Source organism: Micromonospora sp. URMC 103 (genome assembly GCF_051386435.1).
Lineage (GTDB): Bacteria > Actinomycetota > Actinomycetes > Mycobacteriales > Micromonosporaceae > Micromonospora.
In genome coordinates, this window is record NZ_JBPQTR010000005.1 from 454,603 (window position 1) to 473,665 (window position 19,063).

General features: G+C 72.3%; 10 protein-coding genes. 8 read left to right on the forward strand and 2 right to left on the reverse strand.

Annotated features, from left to right (window positions below; all coding sequences use genetic code 11):
- The 8 genes from ACSNOA_RS15285 (at window position 1) to ACSNOA_RS15320 (ending at window position 16,766) form a co-directional block, all read left to right on the forward strand.
- Window positions 1-2,844, forward strand: coding sequence for a M48 family metalloprotease (locus ACSNOA_RS15285; RefSeq protein WP_436658955.1), 2,844 nt, complete (start codon window positions 1-3; stop codon window positions 2,842-2,844).
- Between the two features lie 180 nt (window positions 2,845-3,024).
- Complete coding sequence (locus ACSNOA_RS15290) at window positions 3,025-4,764, forward strand: amidohydrolase (RefSeq protein WP_436658956.1); 1,740 nt, start codon at window positions 3,025-3,027, stop codon at window positions 4,762-4,764.
- 299 nt (window positions 4,765-5,063) lie between these two features.
- A complete protein-coding gene (locus tag ACSNOA_RS15295; protein ID WP_436658958.1) occupies window positions 5,064-6,596 on the forward strand; it encodes a sugar ABC transporter ATP-binding protein in 1,533 nt (510 codons plus the stop codon).
- A complete protein-coding gene (locus ACSNOA_RS15300; protein WP_436658960.1) occupies window positions 6,593-7,618 on the forward strand; it encodes an ABC transporter permease in 1,026 nt (341 codons plus the stop codon). Before ACSNOA_RS15295 ends, ACSNOA_RS15300 begins: the two co-directional genes overlap by 4 nt.
- Window positions 7,615-8,616: an ABC transporter permease gene (locus ACSNOA_RS15305; RefSeq protein ID WP_436658962.1), complete on the forward strand. Its 1,002-nt coding sequence runs from the start codon at window positions 7,615-7,617 to the stop codon at window positions 8,614-8,616. Before ACSNOA_RS15300 ends, ACSNOA_RS15305 begins: the two co-directional genes overlap by 4 nt.
- A 32-nt stretch (window positions 8,617-8,648) precedes the next feature.
- Window positions 8,649-9,824, forward strand: a complete 1,176-nt coding sequence (locus tag ACSNOA_RS15310; protein ID WP_436658964.1) for a substrate-binding domain-containing protein — start codon at window positions 8,649-8,651, stop codon at window positions 9,822-9,824.
- On the forward strand, window positions 9,821-10,672 hold the full coding sequence (locus tag ACSNOA_RS15315; protein WP_436658966.1) for a sugar phosphate isomerase/epimerase family protein: 852 nt from the start codon (window positions 9,821-9,823) through the stop codon (window positions 10,670-10,672). Before ACSNOA_RS15310 ends, ACSNOA_RS15315 begins: the two co-directional genes overlap by 4 nt.
- A gap of 91 nt (window positions 10,673-10,763) precedes the next feature.
- Window positions 10,764-16,766 carry a ThuA domain-containing protein gene (locus tag ACSNOA_RS15320; RefSeq protein WP_436658968.1) on the forward strand — a complete coding sequence of 2,001 codons (6,003 nt, stop codon included), beginning with the start codon at window positions 10,764-10,766 and terminating at the stop codon, window positions 16,764-16,766.
- Window positions 16,767-17,192: 426 nt separating this feature from the next.
- Here ACSNOA_RS15320 and ACSNOA_RS15325 read toward each other — a convergent pair whose 3' ends face one another.
- On the reverse strand, window positions 17,193-17,651 hold the full coding sequence (locus tag ACSNOA_RS15325; RefSeq protein WP_436658970.1) for a hypothetical protein: 459 nt from the start codon (window positions 17,649-17,651) through the stop codon (window positions 17,193-17,195).
- A gap of 15 nt (window positions 17,652-17,666) precedes the next feature.
- A complete protein-coding gene (locus ACSNOA_RS15330; protein WP_436658971.1) occupies window positions 17,667-18,950 on the reverse strand; it encodes a Clp protease N-terminal domain-containing protein in 1,284 nt (427 codons plus the stop codon).
- Window positions 18,951-19,063: the final 113 nt, after the last annotated feature.

A 19,063-nucleotide genomic window follows, 5' to 3' on the forward strand; every position in this document is an offset into this window, starting at 1 on the left:
GTGTCGGTCACGACCGAGGCGGCCACCCCGCCGGCCACGTCCCCCGACTACCGGCGCGCGCTGCGGGCGGGTTCCCTTCCGCGCTTCGTCCTCCTGCTGGCCCTCTTCGTCGGCGTCGCGGCGACGGTCACCGTGAGCGTGCTCGACGCGCGGGCCGACCCGAACGGCATGCGCGTGGGTTGCGGGTTGGCCGCCGGTGGCGACCCGGGTCTCAGCGATCTCGACGTGGTCGTCCGGATAGCCCACCAGGCGTCCGCGTACGACGACTGCGTGGACCGTTTCGTCCCGGCGCAGCCGTGGTGGTGGAAGCCGGGCGCGCTGCTCCTCGTGCTGCTCGCCGCCGCGGCGCTGTACTGGGTCCTGCCGCTGTGGAAGGGCCGGCGAAGCCGTGTGGTGCCGGTCGAGGAGGTGGCGGGGCACGCGGCGCTGCGCGAGAGCCTCGCCGAGTTGGTGGCCGTCGCCGGCCTGCGCCGTCCGCCCCGGTTCGTTCTCGCCCCCGCCACCCCGACCGGCGGGGCGGTCGTCTTCGGCCGGTTCCGCCGGTACACCGTCCGCCTCGACGGCGGTCTCCTCGCCCGCCGGCGCACCGACGAGGAGGGCTTCCGCGCCGTGGTGCTGCACGAGCTGGCGCACCTGCGCAACGGCGACGTCGACATCACGTACGCCACCGTGGCCCTGTGGCGGATCCTGCTCTGCGTCGTGCTTCCGCTCGACCTGGCGTACATCGCCGCCGTGAGCCTGCCCGGCACGGCCGGCAGCTACATGGCGACGCGGGAGCAGTCCCGCGTCGCGCACCACCTGGCGATGCTGGCCGTCACCGTCGTCCTGGTCTACCTCGTGCGAGCGGACATCCTGCGCACCCGCGAGTTCCACGCCGACCTGACGGCGAGACGGTGGGGTGCGGACGTCCGTCTCTGGGAGGCCGCCGCCGGCCAACCCCCCACGCGGGGCCGCCCGGTGGGGCGGCTCGTGGTGTGGGCGACGTCGCTCTGGCACACCCACCCGACCTGGCGGCAGCGGCTACGGTCGCTCGCCGACCCGGGGGCGTTGTTCGCGGCCGGGGCACTGCCGTTCTTCCTGACCGGCGCCACCGCCGAGATCACCGCCAGTCGCCTTCCGACGCTGCTGTCGGTGCTCGACGTCCCGCCGAGCTGGCAGAACTGGGTCGTCGCGGTGACCGTGGCGGTGCTGGTCACGTCCATCGCCGGCTTGCTCCTGTGGCCGGCGGCGACGAACGCCGCGCTCGCCTACGGTCCGTCCGGGCTGCGCGCCGGCGGGTGGCTCGGCGTCGGCCTGGTCCTCGGCGAGATGGCGGTCGGCCGCGCCGGCAGCGTCTGGGACCTGCTCCCGGAGCAGCCCGCCTTCCTGCTGCTGCACGCGCTGACCGCGTTCACGGTCACCTGGTGGATGGCCGAGTACGCCCGGCTGTCGGCCGTCACGCCCTCCGGGGCGCGGGCGCGGTGGTCCCCGTGGCTGGGATTCGGCATCGGCTGCCTCGTCCTCGCGCTGTGGTGGCACTGGTGGGAGGCCGAGGGCTTCATCGAGGCGGGCGGGATGCTGGGCTTCTTCGCCGACGCCGTGGCCGGGCAGCACGAGCAGGCCCTCACGAACGGCCAGGGTTACGAGGGTCCGCTGCGGGACCTCGCCCCCGGCCTGGCGGTTCTGCTCGCGCTGACCGGCCGTCCGGAGCTGCTGTGGACGGCCGGAGCGCTCTGGCTCCTCCCGCTCCTGACCGGCCTCCGGCGTTCGAGGGTCGCAGCCGGACCGGACCGGCCGATGCTGTACGGGGCAGGCGTGGGCGGTCTGGGCGCGGTGGTGGTGGTCGTGGCGCTCACCGTGTCGCTGCGGGTGTGGTCCCCGGTGGTCGACGGCCGGGGCCAGACGCACCTCATCTCGTACCTGATGTGTGTCATGGCCGTCGTGTCCGCGGTCATGTGGTTGGCGGCCGGCGTCACCGCGGCGGTCGCCCGGAACCTTCCGCTGCTGCGCGCCCTCGTCGTGGCGGCCACCGCCGGGCTGGCCGGGCTCGCCACGGCGGGGGTGCTGCTCGCCGTCGACGGGTGTGTCCCTCCGCTCGCGATCCTGCGGTCGTCCTGTCACCCGAACTTCCCGGAAGGGGAGCGGCTCGTCCGGCTGCTGGCACCCACCGTGCTCGGCCTGGGGCTGTTCCTCGGCGTCGCCGCGGCCGCCGTCGGCGTCGTGGCGCGCGCGGGTCTGCGCCGCTTCCGTCCCGGGCGCGCGGCCGCGGGCGTGCGGGCCGACGATGGCCAGCGGGTGACGGGGCGCCCGGCGTGGCGGACCACCGTGGCGGCGATCGGGCTGTGTCTGGCGGCGACCGGCGTCACCGCGGCCACGACCGTCGTGCACCTCCGATCGCAGGCCGCGGCCCGCGGCGCCGCCGGCGAGCTCAGCCCCGTCTTTTCCGGCCTCGTGACGTCGCCCACCGTGCGTGCGGCGCAGGTGAACGCCTGGCTCGTCCTCGGTGGGAGCGACCTGACCGTGCGGATCGCCGAGAGCCTGGCGGAGCTGGCCGAGCCGCTCAACGACCCCGACCCCGAGTCCTCGGGACGCGTGCTGACCGACTGGACGGTCATCGACAGGGAGATGCGCCCGCGCTGCGTGGCGGTCACCGAGCGCGTCGCCTCCGCCCGTCGGTACTTCACCCATCCGAAGCCGGAGGGGCAGGCGGCCTGGGAGGCGCTGCTGACGCGAGCGAACGAGATCGGCGCGGAGTGCGACCTCGCCATCGGGCAGCGGAACCGGGCCCGCTACCTCGCCGCCCTGCGCCGCCTCGGACCGCTCGGCGAGGATCTGACAGCCATGGCCAAGGCCATCGCGGGCTGACCGGCGCCCGGTCCGGCCTCCTGGGCGGCCCAGCGCCTTACATCGATCTTGACCGTTGATTCGGGCCGCTGATAGCGTCGCCGGTAAGGAGCCCGTCGACGGGACGCACCTTTCGCCGGGCCCGCGTCGCCCGCCCGTCGCGTGGACGACCACGCCGCTCACGATCGCCGAGGAGTCCCCGTGTGTGAGGCCTGCGCCACCCCGCCCGCCGCTCCGATGCTCACCCGCGCCCAGGTCCTGAAGCTGCTCGGCGTCGGCGTCGGCGCCGCCGTGCTCCCGACCCTCGCCGGCACCGCCGCCCAGGCCGCCACGCCGCACGGCACGGGCCGAGGGCCGGTGCTCGTGGACAACGTCCGCGGCTACACGCTCACCCGCAAGGGCCGGTTGCACCGGTTCTCCAGCATCCTTATCGCCTCCAACGGCAAGGTCGCCGGGCTCGACGCCCACGCCGGTCGGGGCGTACGACGCGTCGACGGCAGGGGCCGCGTCCTCCTTCCCGGCATGCACGACGCCCACGGCCACCTCTGGAGCTACGGCGCGCTGGCCTCGGAACTCGACCTCAGCGGCACCCGGTCCCTCGCCGAGGCGCAGGCGGCCCTCGCCGCGTACGCCACGGCCAACCCCGGCCTGGCCTGGCTCACCGGCCGGGGATGGAACCAGGTCATCTGGGGGCTGGGGCGGTTCCCGACGGCGGCCGACCTCGACGCGGTCGTGAGCGACCGTCCCGTGTGGCTGGTGCGGGTGGACGGCCACGCGGGCGTGGCCAACACCGCCGCGCTGGCTCTCGCCGGCGTCACGCGGGACACTCCGGACCCCGCGGGCGGGCAGATCATCCGTGACGCCGACGGCAACCCGACCGGGACGCTGATCGACAACGCGATGGGGCTCGTCTCGTCCAAGCTTCCCGCGCCGACCATGGAGGACGTCCGGCGGCGCGCGCTGACCGCACAGGAGAAGCTCAACGCCGTCGGCATCACCTCCGTCTCCGACGCCGGCACCGACGCCGCCGGCTACGTCGTCCTGCGCGAACTGGCCGCCGCGGGCACCCTGACCATGCGCGTGAACGCGTTCCTGAGCTGGGACGCGTTCGCCGAGATCGGCGCCGACGTCCGCACCGACTCGTTCGCGGCCGACATGCTGCGCGTACGCACCGTGAAGCTCTACGTCGACGGTGCGCTGGGCAGCAGGGGCGCGGCGCTGCTCGAGCCGTACAGCGACGACCCGGGCAACACCGGGCTGCTGCGCATCGAGCTCGACGAGCTGTCCCGGCGCGTCACGGCCATCCTGCGCGGGGGCTACCAGGCCGCAGTCCACGCCATCGGCGACCGGGGCAACCGCGCCGTCCTCGACACGTACGAACGGGCCTTCCGCCGGGTCGGCGACCAGGGCCTGCGGCACCGCGTCGAGCACGCCCAGGTCGTGGCGCTCGACGACATCCCCCGGTTCCGGAAGCTGGACCTCATCGCGTCGATGCAGCCGGTGCACGCCACCGACGACATGAACATGGCCGAGGACCGGGTGGGGCCGGAGCGCATCAAGGGCGCGTACGCCTGGCGCAAGATGCTCGACCAGGGCACGGTCGTCGCCTCCGGCTCGGACTTCCCGGTGTCCTCCGCCCTGCCCTTCGAGGGCATGCACGCCGCCGTGACCCGCACCGACCGCGAGGGCCGGCCGGCCGGTGGCTGGTACTCCGAGGAGGCCATGACACCGGTCGAGGCGCTGCGGTCGTTCACCCTGGACGCCGCGTACGCGGGGCACCAGGAGCGGGTCATCGGCAGCCTCGAACCGGGCAAGTGGGCCGACTTCGTCATCACCGACCTGGACCCGTTCCACCTGCCCGCGAGCCGGGCGATGTGGCAGACCGGCGTCCTTCAGACGTGGGTCGGCGGGCGGCAGGTCGGCGCGTACGGCGACCTCTGAGCCCCTTCCGCGGCAAGCGCCGCGCTCGGGCTTGATCCACACCACGTCGGCGATGTGGCGGTATCCCGCGCCTCGGGATCCCGCCACATCGCCGTAACGGCGTGAATTACGCCCGGGAAGGCCAGACTTTTGCCACCACCTATCTAACTATTCGCGATAGCAGCATGACTTTTCGTTGACCAAGACAGAAGTCGCCGCTACGGTCGACGCATGTCTATGGCCGATCTGGCAGTGACGCCCGGTAGGCTCGGATCCCCTCAAACGGCTCGCGCGGACGGCGCGCGACCCGAGGCGCCGGCATGACGGCCGACACCGCCACGCCCGACGCCGCGAAGCCCGACACCACGACGACGGTACGGCTGACCGGCATCACCAAGTCGTTCCTCGGCGTGCCGGTGCTGCACGGGGTGGACCTGGAGCTGCGCGGCGGCGAGGTGCACGCCGTGATGGGCGAGAACGGCGCGGGCAAGTCCACACTGCTCAAGGTGCTGGCCGGCGTGCACCGGCCCGACGGCGGCACCATCGAGGTCGACGGGGCCCCGGTGTCCTTCGCCGGCCCCACCGACGCGCAGCGCGCCGGCATCGCGATCATCCACCAGGAGTTCACGCTGCTGCCGCACCGCAGCGTCGCCGAGAACGTCTACCTCGGCCGCGAGCCCGTCCGGCGGATGCAGGTCGACCGGCGGCGCATGGTGGCCGACACCCGCGAGTTGCTCGACTGGCTCGGCGAGGACGGCATCGACCCCACCGACACCGTCTCCTCGCTGTCGGTCGCCCAGCGGCAGGTCGTCGAGATCGTCAAGGCGCTGTCGACGAACGCCCGCGTGCTCGGCATGGACGAGCCGACCGCCGCGCTCGCCGACCACGAGGTCGAGCTGCTCTACGACCTCGTGCGCCGGCTGCGCGAGCGCGGCATCGCCATCCTCTACGTCTCGCACCGCATGCGGGAGGTGTTCGACCTCTCCGACCGGATCACCGTGCTCAAGGACGGCCGGTTCGTCACCTGCGCCCCGACCGGCGAGCTGACCCCGGAGGACCTCGTCCGGCACATGGTCGGCCGCGATCTCGGCGAGTACTACCCGGACCGGGCGGCCCCCGACGACCTCGGGCCGGTCCGCCTCGCGTTGCGCGGCGCCGGGAACGCCCGCGTACGCGACCTGACCCTCGACGTGCGCGCCGGGGAGATCGTGGGGCTGGCCGGGTTGCAGGGCTCCGGTCGTTCGGCGGTCGCGCGCGCGGTGTTCGGGGTCGAACCGTTCACCCGCGGCACGGTGGAGGTCGACGGCACGCCGCGGCGGGTCACCCGCCCCCGCACCGCCGTCCGCTTCGGGATCGCGCTGGTCACCGAGGACCGCAAGGGCGACGGGCTGGCGCTGCGCCAGTCCGTACGCGACAACGCCCTGCTGGTGCGCCGCGCCGCGCTGCGGGGCGCGCGCTCCCGCGCCCGGTCGGACCTGCCGGCGCTGCTTCAGATGGTGACCGTCGTGGCCCGGGGCGAGCACCAGGAGGTGCGCTTCCTGTCCGGGGGCAACCAGCAGAAGGTCGTCCTCGCCAAGTGGCTGGCGGTCGCGCCGCGGGTGCTGGTCGTCGACGAGCCGACGCGCGGCATCGACGTCGGCGCCAAACGGGCCGTGCACGAGCTGCTGCGCGACCTCGCGCGGCGGGGCGTGGCCGTGCTGATGATCTCCTCGGAGCTTCCCGAGCTGATCGGCATGAGCGACCGGATCCTCGTCATGCACGACGGCGCGCTCGCCGGCGAGCTGCCCGCCGGGGCGAGCGAGAGCGCCGTCATGGCGCTCGCCACGGGCCACCGGTCGGGGGAGGCCGCATGAGCACCCTGCAGGAGAAGCTCGCACCGGCCCGGCGGCCCGCCCCCCGGCCGGCGGTGCGCCGGCGGCTCACCCCCGTCGTCATCGTCTACCTGGCGCTCGTCGCCCTGCTCGTGGTCGGCAGCGTGCTCGTCGGGCTGCGCGGCGAGGTCCTGCTCGACCAGGCCGGCATCCTCAACATCCTCACCCGCGCCACGGCGCTCGGCCTCGTCGCCGTGGGCCAGACGATGGTGATCCTCACCGGGTCCCTCGACCTGTCGGTGGCGTACCTCATCGGCCTCACCTCGCTGGTCGCCGCCGAGACCATGGCCGGCCGGGAGGGCATGGTGCTGCCCGGCGTGCTGCTCGCGCTCGCCGTCGCCGCCGGCGTCGGCCTGGTCAACGGGCTCGTCATCACCGTCCTGCGGGCCAACGCGTTCATCGCCACGCTCGGCGTCGCGCTCATCCTGCGCGGCTACCTCGAGAACACCTACACCGGGCCGGCCGGCGCCGTCCCGCGCGGCTTCCAGCACCTCGGCTACGACCGGATCGGCCCGGTGCCCGTCGCGGCGCTGCTCCTGCTGGCCGTCGCCGCACTGGCCTGGTGGTACCTCACGCGCACCCGACCCGGCTACCACATGTACGCGGTGGGCGGCGACCTCGAGGTGGCTCGGCTGTCCGGGGTGCCGACCCGACGCGTCGTCGTCACCGCGCACGTCCTGTGTTCGGTCGCCGCCGGCCTCACCGGCATCTACCTCGCGAGCCGGCTCGGGTCCGGCGCCCCGTACGTCGGCACCGACGCCGGCTACGACCTGGAGTCGATCGCGGCCGTCGTCCTCGGCGGGACGCTGCTCGCCGGCGGTCGCGGCGGCGTCGTGGGCACCCTCGGCGGCGTCCTCATCCTGGCCACCCTGGACACGATCTTCGACGACCTCGAGGTCGACCCGTTCTTCAAGGACGTGGTGCGCGGTGTCGTCCTCGTGACCGCGGTCGCGCTCTACGCCCGCCGCATGATGACCGACCGCGCCCGGGGGAGGGTGGCATGACCTGGCGGCCACGCCTCGCCGAGGGCACCGCGCCGGTGCTCGTCGTCCTGCTCCTGCTGCTCGTCGGCCTCGCGATCGCCGGCCCCGCCTACGACGAGCCGTCCGGCTACCTGGCGCTGCTCAAACGCGCCGCGCCGCTGATGATCCTCGCGATCGGGCAGTACTTCGTCATCGTCTCGGGCGGGTTCGACCTGTCCGTGGGCGCCCTGGTCACCGCCGGCGTGGTCATCGCGGCCCGGCTCATCGACGGCAACGAGTCCGCCACGACGTGGGTGATCCTCGTCGTGCTCGGGTTCGGCCTGCTCGTCGGCCTGGTCAACGGGCTGGTCACGACGAAGCTGCTGGTCCCGTCGTTCATCGTCACGCTCGGCATGCTCCTCGTGCTCGACGGCGCGACCTTCCTGTGGACCGACGGCGCGCCCCGCGGCGCGCTGTCGCCCGGGTTCCGGACGTTCGGGCGTGGCGCCCTCGACGTCCCGGTGCTCGGCGCGCTCCCGTGGTCGGTGCTCATCCTGCTGGCGATCCTCGTCGCCGCGGCGCTGTTCATGCGCAGCGGCACCGGCCGGGCACTCGTGGCGGTCGGCGACAACGAATCCGCCGTACGGCTCTCCGGCGGGCAGGTCGACCGGCTCCGGCTGCTCGCGTTCGTGCTGTCCGGGCTGCTCGCCGCGGTCGCCGCGATCCTGCTCGGCGGGTTCGCCGGCGTCTCCGCGCAGGTCGGCAACGGCCTGGAGTTCCGCGCGATCACCGCCGTGGTGCTCGGCGGCGTGCTCCTCGGCGGCGGGCGGGGATCGGTCGTGGCGGCCGCCGCGGGCGCGCTGTCCCTGGAGGCCCTGTTCACGCTGCTGAACCTGCTCGGCGTGAGCGGCGCCCTCGAATCGGCCGTCCAGGGCGTGATCATCATCGCGGCCGTCGCCTACGCGTCCCTCGGCGGCGGTCTGCGACAACGGCTGCGGCTGCGGCCGAAGCGCAACAGCGTGCAACCCGCTCCCTCCTGACGTCCCCCTCGGCCAGTTAAGGAGACACCGATATGACGAGAAGATGGGCCGTGATGGCCGTGGCGGGCGCGCTCGCCCTCGCCGGATGTTCCAGTGATCTGCCCGCCGACGAGCCCTCGGGCACCGGGTCGCCCGGCTCCGACAGCCGCAAGTCCGAGTTCTTCGACCAGGCCCAGTACGACCGCCAGCTCGCGTTCCGCAACGCCACCCCCCAGGGCCCGGCCGACAAGCCGTGGGAGCAGATGCTCGAGCCGCAGATGTTCGACACCTCGAAGTTCGCCAAGCCGGGCGGGAAGTACCGGCTCTGCTTCTCCAACGCCGCCGTCGACAACCCGTGGCGGCAGGTGGGCTTCAAGACCATGCAGCAGGAGGTGAAGCTGCACCCCGAGATCACCGACTTCGTCGTCCTGGACGCCGAGGCCAAGGACGACAAGCAGATCAGCGACATCCAGTCGCTGGCCGGGCGCGACTGCTCCGCCATCGTCATCTCACCGAACACCACGGCCACGCTCACGCCGGCCGTCGAGCAGGCCTGCGCCACCGGCGTACCGGTGATCGTGTTCGACCGGGGCGTCAACACCACCTGCCCCGTCACCTTCATCCACCCCATCGGCGGCTTCGCGTTCGGCGCCAACGGCGCCGAGTTCCTCAAGGAGAAGGTCAAGCCGGGCGGCAAGGTCCTCGCCCTGCGCATCCTGCCCGGCGTGGACGTGCTGGAGCAGCGGTGGGCGGCGGCCAACGAGATCTTCGGCGGCAGCGAACTCGACGTCGTCGGCGTGGAGTTCACCGACGGCGACGCGGCCAAGACCAAGAGCATCGTGGCCGACTACATCCAGCGCGAGGGCACGATCGACGGCGTCTGGATGGACGCGGGCGCCACCGCCGTCGCCGCGGTCGAGGCGTTCCAGGACGCCGGCGTCGACGTGCCCGCCATCGTCGGCGAGGACCAGCAGGACTTCCTGCGGCTCTGGGTCGACGAGGGCCTCAACGCCGTGGCGCCGACCTACCCCACCTACCAGTGGCGCACCCCCGTCATCGCCGCCGTGAAGATCCTCAAGGGCGAGCCGGTCCCGAAGGAGTGGGTGCTGCCGCAGCCGCGGATCACCAGCGACACCGTCCGGGAGTACGTGAAGCAGGACATGCCGCCGCTGCACTACGCCATGTGCGGCTGCGAGAACATGCCGGGCTACCCGGGGCCGTGGAAGTGACCCGACACGCGATCGGGGTCAACACCTGGGTGTGGACCTCGCCGCTGACCGACGCGACCCTGGCCGCCCTCGCGGCCAGGGCCGCCGGGTGGGGCTTCGACGTGCTCGAACTCCCCGTCGAGACACCGGGCGACTGGGACCCGGGCCGGGCCGCCCGGGTGCTCGCCGACCACGGCCTCGGCGCCACCGTGTGCCTCGTGATGCCACCCGGCCGCGAACTCGTCGCGGCCGACGCGGCCACCGTCCGATCCACGCAGGACTACCTGCGTACCGTGGTCGACGCGGCCCAGACGGTCGGCTCCGCCGTGATCGCGGGCCCCGCGTACGCCTCGGTGGGCCGCACCTGGCGGCTGTCACCGGCCGAGCGGGCCGCGGCGTACGCGCAGCTGCGGGAGAACCTCGCGCCCGTCGTCGCGCACGCGAGCGCGGCCGGTGTCACGGTCGCCGTCGAGCCGCTCAACCGCTACGAGACGAGCCTGCTCAACACCGTCGGCCAGACCCTCGAGGCGATCGGCGACCTGCCGCACTGCGGGGTCGCGCTCGACCTCTACCACCAGAACATCGAGGAGACCGACATCCCGGCGGCGATCCGCGCGGCCGCCGGCCGGGTGGCGCACGTCCAGGTCTGCGGCAACGACCGGGGCACGCCCGGCGCCGACCACCTGGACTGGCCGGCCATCCTCGCCGCGGTCGACGAGACGGGCTACACGGGCCCGCTGTGCATCGAGTCGTTCACGGCGGCGAACGCGACGATCGCCACCGCCGCCTCCATCTGGCGTCCACTCGCCGAGACCCAGGACGCGATCGCCGTCGACGGCCTGAAATTCCTGAGGACGGTGATGCCCTGACCCCAGCACAACCGCACACTCGTCCGACGGCGCCGGCACGCCGCACGGTCACGACAGCACCAGTTCCTCGCGCCCAGGAGGTTCCGCACCCATGAACGTGACCCGGCGTCCCCGGTGGGGACGGCTGCTCGCGATGCCGGTCGCCGCCGCACTCGCGATGTCCATGATCAGCCCAGCGCCGGCCGCCGCCCACCCCGGCGCGCACGGCGACGCCCACGTCCTCATCTTCACGAAGACCACCCAGTTCCGGCACACCGAGGCGATCGAGCAGGGCGTCCCCGTGCTCCAGGCCGCCTTCGCCGACGCCGGCATCACCTCCGAGCACACCGAGGACTCGTCGGTCTTCAACGACGAGGACCTCGCCCACTTCGACGCGCTCGTCATGTTCCAGGCCTCCGGCGACCCGTGGACCGCCGACCAGAAGGCGGCCATGGAGCGGTACATGGAGGCCGGCCACGGCATCGTGGCCATCCACAACGCCACCGACATGCGCGGCAACTACGCATGGTGGGACAACATGATCGGCACGCTGATGCCCGGCCACGCCGCCACCGGCAGCAGCCCCGGCCTGCCGGGCACCGTCCGCGTCGAGGACCGCACCCACCCGTCGACCAGCCACCTGCCACAGCGGTGGCAGCGCGCCGACGAGTGGTACAACTACGCGCTCAACGTCCGCGGCAACGCCCACGTGCTCGCCACGATGGACGAGACGACCTACGACCCGGGCGGCAACGCCATGGGCTACGACCACCCGATCTCCTGGTGCAAGCCGTACGACGGCGGCCGCGCCTGGATGACCGGCATGGGCCACTTCGGCGCGCACTACACCGGCGAGCCGCAGCTCGTGCAGCACATCGTCGGCGGCGTGAAGTGGGCCGCCGGCCTGGTCGAGGGCGACTGCGGCGGCACCACCTGGGACAAGTTCGAGCGCGTGCCACTGGACCAGAACACCAGCGCGCCGTACGCCATGGACGTCGCCCCCGACGGCCGCGTGTTCTACACCGAACTCGTGCGTGGTGAGATCCGCGTGTACGACCCGCGCACCCGCACCACGTCCACGGCCGTCACCATCCCCGTGTACTCCGGCGGCGAGGACGGCCTGCTCGGCATCGCCCTCGACCCCGACTTCGCGAGCAACGGCCACCTGTACGTCTACTACTCGCCGGCGAGCGGCGACGACACCGACCCGGCCACCTTCGTCAACCGGCTGTCCCGGCTGACCGTCGGCGAGGGCTCCCAGATCGACCGGGCCAGTGAGAAGGTGCTGCTGGAGGTGCCCGCGCGGCGGCTGCCCGACGAGCCCGGGCACACCGGCGGCGGCCTGACCTTCGGCCTCGACGGCAACCTCTACCTCGGCGTCGGCGACGACGTGAACCCGCACTCCGAGCCGTCCGGCGGCTACGCGCCCCTGTCCGAGCGGGACGGCACGTTCCACGACGCGCGGGCCACCTCGGCCAACACCAACGACCTGCGCGGCAAGATCCTGCGCATCCACCCGGAAGCCGACGGCACGTACACCATCCCCGAGGGCAACATGTTCCCGCCGGGCACCGCGAAGACCCGCCCGGAGATCTACGCCATGGGCTTCCGCAACCCGTTCCGGTTCTCCGTCGACCCGAAGACCGGCGCCTTGGGCATGGCCGACTACTCGCCGGACAACGGCAACGACAACCCCGACCGCGGCCCCGCGGGCATCGCCGAGTGGAACCTCATCACCGAACCCGGCTTCTACGGCTGGCCGCTGTGCATGGGCAACAACGAGCCGTTCCGCGACGTCGACTACCGCACCAACCCGGTGACCGTCGGCGCGTACTTCGACTGCGCCAACCCGGTCAACGACTCGATCCGCAACACCGGCCTCACCGACCTGCCGGCCGCCAAGCCCGCGAAGATGTGGTACGGCTACAAGCGGTCCTCGGTGCCGTCGGTCATCCCGCAGGGCGGCGGCCTCGCGCCGATGGGCGGCCCGTTCTACCAGTACGACCCCGACCTGGAGTCGGACACGAAGTTCCCGGCGTACTACGACGGCAAGCCGTTCTTCTACGAGTGGTCCCGCAACAAGATGTACTCGATCATTCCGGCCGCCGACGGGAACGTGGAGAAGGTCAACCCGTTCCTGCCGCAGGAACAGTTCCTCGCCCCGATCGACTCAACATTCGGCCCCGAGGGCTCCCTGTACGTGCTCGACTGGGGTGGCGGCTTCGGCCGCGACAACCCCAACTCGGGCCTGTACCGCATCGACTACATCTCCGGCTCGCGCTCCCCGGAGGCGAAGGCCACCGCCACACCCGACTCGGGGCACGCGCCGCTCGAGGTCCGCTTCGACGGCGCGCCGTCGTCGGACCCGGAGGGCGAGCCGCTGACGTACGCGTGGGACTTCGACGGCAACGGCACGGTCGACTCGACCGAGCGGGCGCCGACCCACACGTACACCGCCAACGGCGTCTACAACCCGCGCCTCACGGTGACCGACCCGCACGGCAAGACCGGCACCACGACCGTGCCCGTCACGGTCGGCAACTCCCGGCCGCAGGTGCGCTTCGACCTGCCGCCGACCGGGGCGTTCTTCGACTTCGGCGACCAGATCAGCTGGAACCTGTCGGTCACCGACGCCGAGGACACCCAAATCGACGACGCCGACGTGGTGATCCAACCGGCGCTCGGCCACGACGAGCACGCCCACCCGGCCGAGCCGCTGCACGGGCGCACCGGCACGGTGACCACCTCATTGGGTGGCGGGCACAGCGACGACATGAACGTCTTCTACGCCCTCGACGGCCGCTACACCGACTCCGGCGGCCCCGGCGGCATCCCGCCGCTCACCGGGTCGGACACCACGCTGCTGTTCCCCAAGCAGCGGGAGGCGGAGTTCTTCGACGCCTCGCAGGGCGTCACCGTCGGTCCCGCGCGGGACGTCGAGGGTCACAACAACGCCATCACCGGGCAGAACGGCGCCTGGGCGTCGTACGACCCGGTGAATCTGCGCGGCGTGGACCGGCTGGTCCTGCGTGTCAGCGCCGCCGGAGCGGGCACCATCGAGTTGCGCCGCGGGGCGCCGGACGGCGCACTGCTGGGCACCGCGCAGGTCCCGGCCACGGGCGCCAACCGCTACGTGGACGTACCGGTCGACGTCACCGACCCGGGCCAGACGTTCACCCTGTACGCGGTGTTCCCCGGCGCGGGGGAGCGGCGGCTCAACTTCGTCGAGGCCGACGGCAAGGGCGTCTCGCCCACGAGCAAGCCGAGGGTCGCGGTGACCGCCCCGACCCCCGATGACGACCTTCAGCCCGGCGCGATCCAGGTCACCGCCGACGCCAGCGACGCGGAGAACACGATCAGCAAGGTCGAGTTCTTCGTGGGCGACACCTCGATCGGCGTCGACACCACGGCGCCGTACGCCGTGACCTGGAACGCCACGACCGAGCAGCGCTACCGGCTGACCGCCGTCGCCACCAACGACAAGGGCGCGAGCACCACCTCGCGCATCGTCGAGGTGGAGGTCGGCGACCTGTACGGCGACTGGCAGACGTTCAGCATCACCGACGCCACCGTCGACCGGCCGGACACCGACACCTGGGTGGTCAACTCCGGCGGCGCGAACATGTGGCAGGGCACCGACCAGTACGGCGCGGTCTACCGTCCGGCCGCCGCGGGCGACCGGTGGACCGCCACCGTGAAGATCGAACGGCAGAGCAACTCGAACCCGTCCGCGAAGGCCGGCCTGATCGTCCGCAACGACATCACCCAGCCCGGCACCTCGCCCGGTTACGCGGCCATGACCATGCGGGCAGGGCTCGGCTTCGAGTGGCTGCGCGACACCGACGGCAACGGGCAGCTCGACGCGAGCACCGGCGCCAGCACGACGAGCTACCCCGCCTGGGTGCGGATCGTGCGCGACGGCGACCAGTACTTCGGCTACTGGAGCAAGGACGGGGTGACCTTCACGCGGGTCGGTGACCCGGTGACGCTGCCCGGCGCGGTGACCCCGCAGGACATCGGGCTCGCGGTGACCGCGCACAGCACGTCGGCCACGAGCGAGGCGGAGTTCTCCGGGTTCAGTCTCGTGGATGAGGTCATCCATCCCGGGCCGGATCCCGAGCCCGAGCCGGGCCCGGGCTGCGTCGTCAAGGGCTCGGACACCTTCGACGGCGCTGCGCTCGACACGACCCGCTGGACGGTGGTGCGCCACGCGCCGGACCTGCCGGTGCGGGTAGCCGGCGGCGCGCTGGCGCTGCCGGTGACCAACGGCGACATCAACGAGACCGCGACCGGCCCGATCAGCTACGTCGGCCAACGTGCGCGCTCCGGCGCGTGGACGGCCGAGACGAGCGTGTCGATCCCGCACAGCCGGGAGTGGCAGCACGCCGGGTTGCTCGTGCACGGCAGCGACGACGACTACGTGAAGCTGGCGTTCACCCGCAACTTCACAGGCGGCCGGATCCTCGAGTTCCAGACGGAGGCGGACGGCACGCGGAGGTGGCACGCCACCGTGGAGCTGCCGGCGGACTTCCCGTCGGCCGTCCACCTGCGGCTGGTGAGCGACGGGTCGACGCTGACGGCCGCGTACTCCGTCGACGGCACCGCCTGGACGGCGCTGGCCGGCGAGGCCACGGTGATCCCGGGCGCCACCGTCGGGTTGATGGCCGCCGGCGACACGGCGGCTCACCAGGTCGACGCCGTGTTCGACCACTTCACCGTCACGCCGGACTCCACGGACGACGGCGTGCGCGCCCCGGGCGACGAGTTCGACGGCGACGCGCTCGACGGCTGCCGGTGGGACGCCGTGGTGCGCTACGACTCGTCGAAGGTCGCCGTGACCGACGGCCAGCTGCGGGTGCAGACGCAGCCGGGCGACATCAACGGCGGCAACCCGGTCGCGCCGCGCAACTTCCTGCTCCAGGACCTGCCCGACGGGGACTGGACGATCCAGACCCGGCTGACGCCGACGATGCTGCACCGCTGGCAGCTCGCCGGGTTGCTGGTCTACGGCGACGACGACAACTACGTGAAGTTCGACGTGGTGGCCACCAACGCCAGCGGATCACCGACCGACCTGCGGGCGGAACTGGTGTCCGAGCGGAACGGGGAGTTCGGCAACGGCGGCAACCGGTCGATCGACGTCGCGGAGGCGACCGAGAGCGGCTGGTACGACCTGCGGCTCAAGCGGACCGGCAACACCTACTCGGCCGAGATCAGCGACGGCGGGGTCACCTGGACGCCGCTGGGTGACCCGGTGACCAACGACGCCGCCATGACGTCGTTCGGTCTCATGGCGATCGGCCCCGAGCAGGTGTCCCCGGTGACGGTGGCGTTCGACTACTTCCGGCTGGTCGACACGACGCCGCCGACCATGTCGGTGGCCGTCGACCCGGCCACGCCGAACGGTGCCAACGGCTGGTACGTCGCACCGGTCACCGTGTCGGCCACGGCGACGGACGACCGCACCGACCCGGTGCGCATCTCCTACGCCCTCGGCGACGGTGCGTGGGTCGACTACCGGGAACCGGTGCGGCTGACCGGGGACGGCAGGCACGACCTGCGGTTCCGGGTGGTCGACGCGGCCGGCAACACCGCACCGGAACAGGCCGTGTCGGTGTCGGTCGACTCGACGAAACCCGTGGTGACGTTCGGCGGCGTCGCCGAGGGCGGCTCCTACGAGCTGGGCAAGGCGTTGCCGATCACCGCGTCGGCGAAGGATCCGGCGTCCGGCGTGGCGTCGGTCGTCGTACGGCTCGACGGCGCGCCGGTCACGGGGGCGGTCGCGCCGACGGCGGGCACCCACAGGGTGACCGCGGTGGCCACCGACAAGGCCGGCAACGTGACCGAGTCGACGGCATCGTTCGAGGTGGTCGCGACGTTCGCGACCACCCGGGCGCTCGTCGACCGGTACCGCGCGGAGCGGGTGCTCCCGACCGCCCGCGCGGCCGTCCTCAAGGCCCAGCTCGAGGCGGCTCGGCACCTTGCGGACGCCGGCCGGACGGTGCAGGCCAGGGCGGCGCTGGACGTGTTCACGGCCACCGCCCGCACCGTCGCCGACGAGCAGGCCCGCACCCAGTTGGTGGCCGCCGGCGCCTACCTGCGAACCCACCTGTAAGGGAAGACGGCGAGCCGGTGCCGGCCGGCTCCCGACCGGTGCCGGGGCACGCCACGCGTGCTCCGGCACCTGGTCTTTCCGCCACGTCCTCGGTGACGAGTGCGGATCCCTGTAACAGCACGACGGTCCTCGACGCCTCTTCATAGAGGTCGGCCGTCGCCATGCTCGACCGCCGGTCATGCGCCGGAGCCGTCGACCAAGGGGAGATCATGACGGACACTGTTGCCAAGAAGGACGCCGAGGTCCCGTCGCCGGCGCCGGAGGAACGGCGAACCGCCACCTGCCGGAACTGTGGGCAGCCCCTGTTTCACGAGGGGTTGTGGGGATGGATGCACGAAGGCGACCGTTACCTGTGCGAGGACCCCGCCACGGGTGAGCCGTTGTGCGCTCCCGCCGTGCCCGCTTGACCCTTGTCAGGACAAGCACCTAGGGGCCGTTCTCGGCCACCCATCGCTCGGATTGAATTATCAGCGTGTTCAGGTCCCGGTCGTTCAATTCCAGGTCCTCGACAAGATAGGTCAGGATCTGCATCCGGATCACCACCACGTCACCGGTCTCGAACCCAGCCACCGACGCAGGTTCGCCGAGCGCCGACCTCATCAGCGCCTCAGCCTTGTCGACGGCGAAACCGTGGTCAGGCCAGAGCAACAGCCGAGGTTGCTCGAGGAACGGTTTGATCTGCGCAGGATTGCCCTCGATCGCGAACCGCAACTCCACGGCCCCGCGGAACACTTCGTAGAGCAACGGAAAGAGGCGTTCCTTCTCCCGCTCGTCGTGGTTCATCTGCCTGCGCCAGTACTCGAACTCAGGATTGTCACGCCGTGCCAAAGCCCGCAGCAGCATGCCGACGGCGGTCACCGGCTCCAGCGACAACTTCCCAGCCACCCAAGTACGCGGCGCTCAGGCGGCGGCGCCGGAAGTCAGGTCCTGCTGGACCCGCTCGCGGACCGTGGTCACGTCGGCGCCGACGGCGCGCAGGATCGAGGCGGCCTCGCCGGCGCCGTCCTCGACGAGCGCGAGCAGGAGATGGCTCGTGCCCGTGTCGCGGTGCCGGTAGGCGAGTGAGATCTTCATGGCTCGATGCCAGGCGGCAGTGACCTCTGTCCCCTCGAACGGGTCACCCGGGCGTACATGGTTCAGCTGCTCGGCGAGCACCTCGGCCGGCGGCTCGTGCGGTTGGCCGCGGGACGCGATCACCTCGCGCAGCCGACTGGCATCGACACGGTGGGCTCGCAGGATGGCCCCGCCCCGGTTGTGGCGCGTGTGCTCGGCAGGCATCCGCGTTCCGGTCGCCTCCAACGTGGCATCGGCCGTGAGCATCGCGAGCAGGACGTGCGCCGGATCGATCAGATTGTGGCCCGAGCGAACCGCCTGCCGTCTCGCCTCCCCTCGGATGTCCCCGAGCAGCGGGCCGACACGGGCAAGCCGGAAGAACGGTGTGAAGAGCCACTTCGCGAGGCGATTGGGCAGGGACGCCTGGTTCGCCTCCATCGTTGCGAGGTCGAGGGTGGGATGGGGCGCGGCGGGCCGCCGCAGATCCGGTTCCCGGCTCAGGCGCTCCAGTGCAGCCATCCGCGCGTGTTCGTAGGGGAAGGCGTAGCGGGTTCCGTCGCAGTCCGGCAGGCGCAGCATGCCGAGTAACAGGTGGTTCCGGTCGGCGAACGGTACAGCGTGCTCGCGAGCGGCCGTCAGCGTCCCGGCGAGCATTGCCTGAACGCCAGCGCTCCAGCGGGGCCGTGCCTCCCAGTGCTCCACGTCTGATTGTCGGAGCATCATCGGGCGTCCCGCCATGCGGCGTGCCCGCCACTCGACCTCACGCGCAACGGCCTGCACCTCGGAGTCGAGATCGGTGCCTGGCCCGGGCCTGAGTTCTCCGGCCGCTCGTCTCGTCGGCATCCGGTGCGGCTCGGCGACCATGCGCGCGAGCCCGGCCCGCGAATCCGCGAACAGCCACTGCGGTCTCGGCTTGTCGCCGGTCGCCAGGTGGGCCAGCACGTCGAGGGTGCCGACGCTGTCGGCGCGGCGGCGCACCGCCGCCTCGTACGCCATTTGAAGCAGCATCATGGGCGGCGCGCCGAGTGCGACGAACGGCTCCGTCTCATGTGGCCACATCGGCGTCTCCTGCCGACCGTGAGCATCAGACCGTGCCCCCAGGCGAACAACCCTGTTCCGCATGATCTGCATTCGGCTGACCGTAGCCGATCGCGGCCGGTCGCGCGGGGCGCTACCGCGTCGCACCGCGAGCGCAGGTCGCTGAGCAGGCGAGACGGCCGTTGCTGCGGCCACCGGCTACCGCA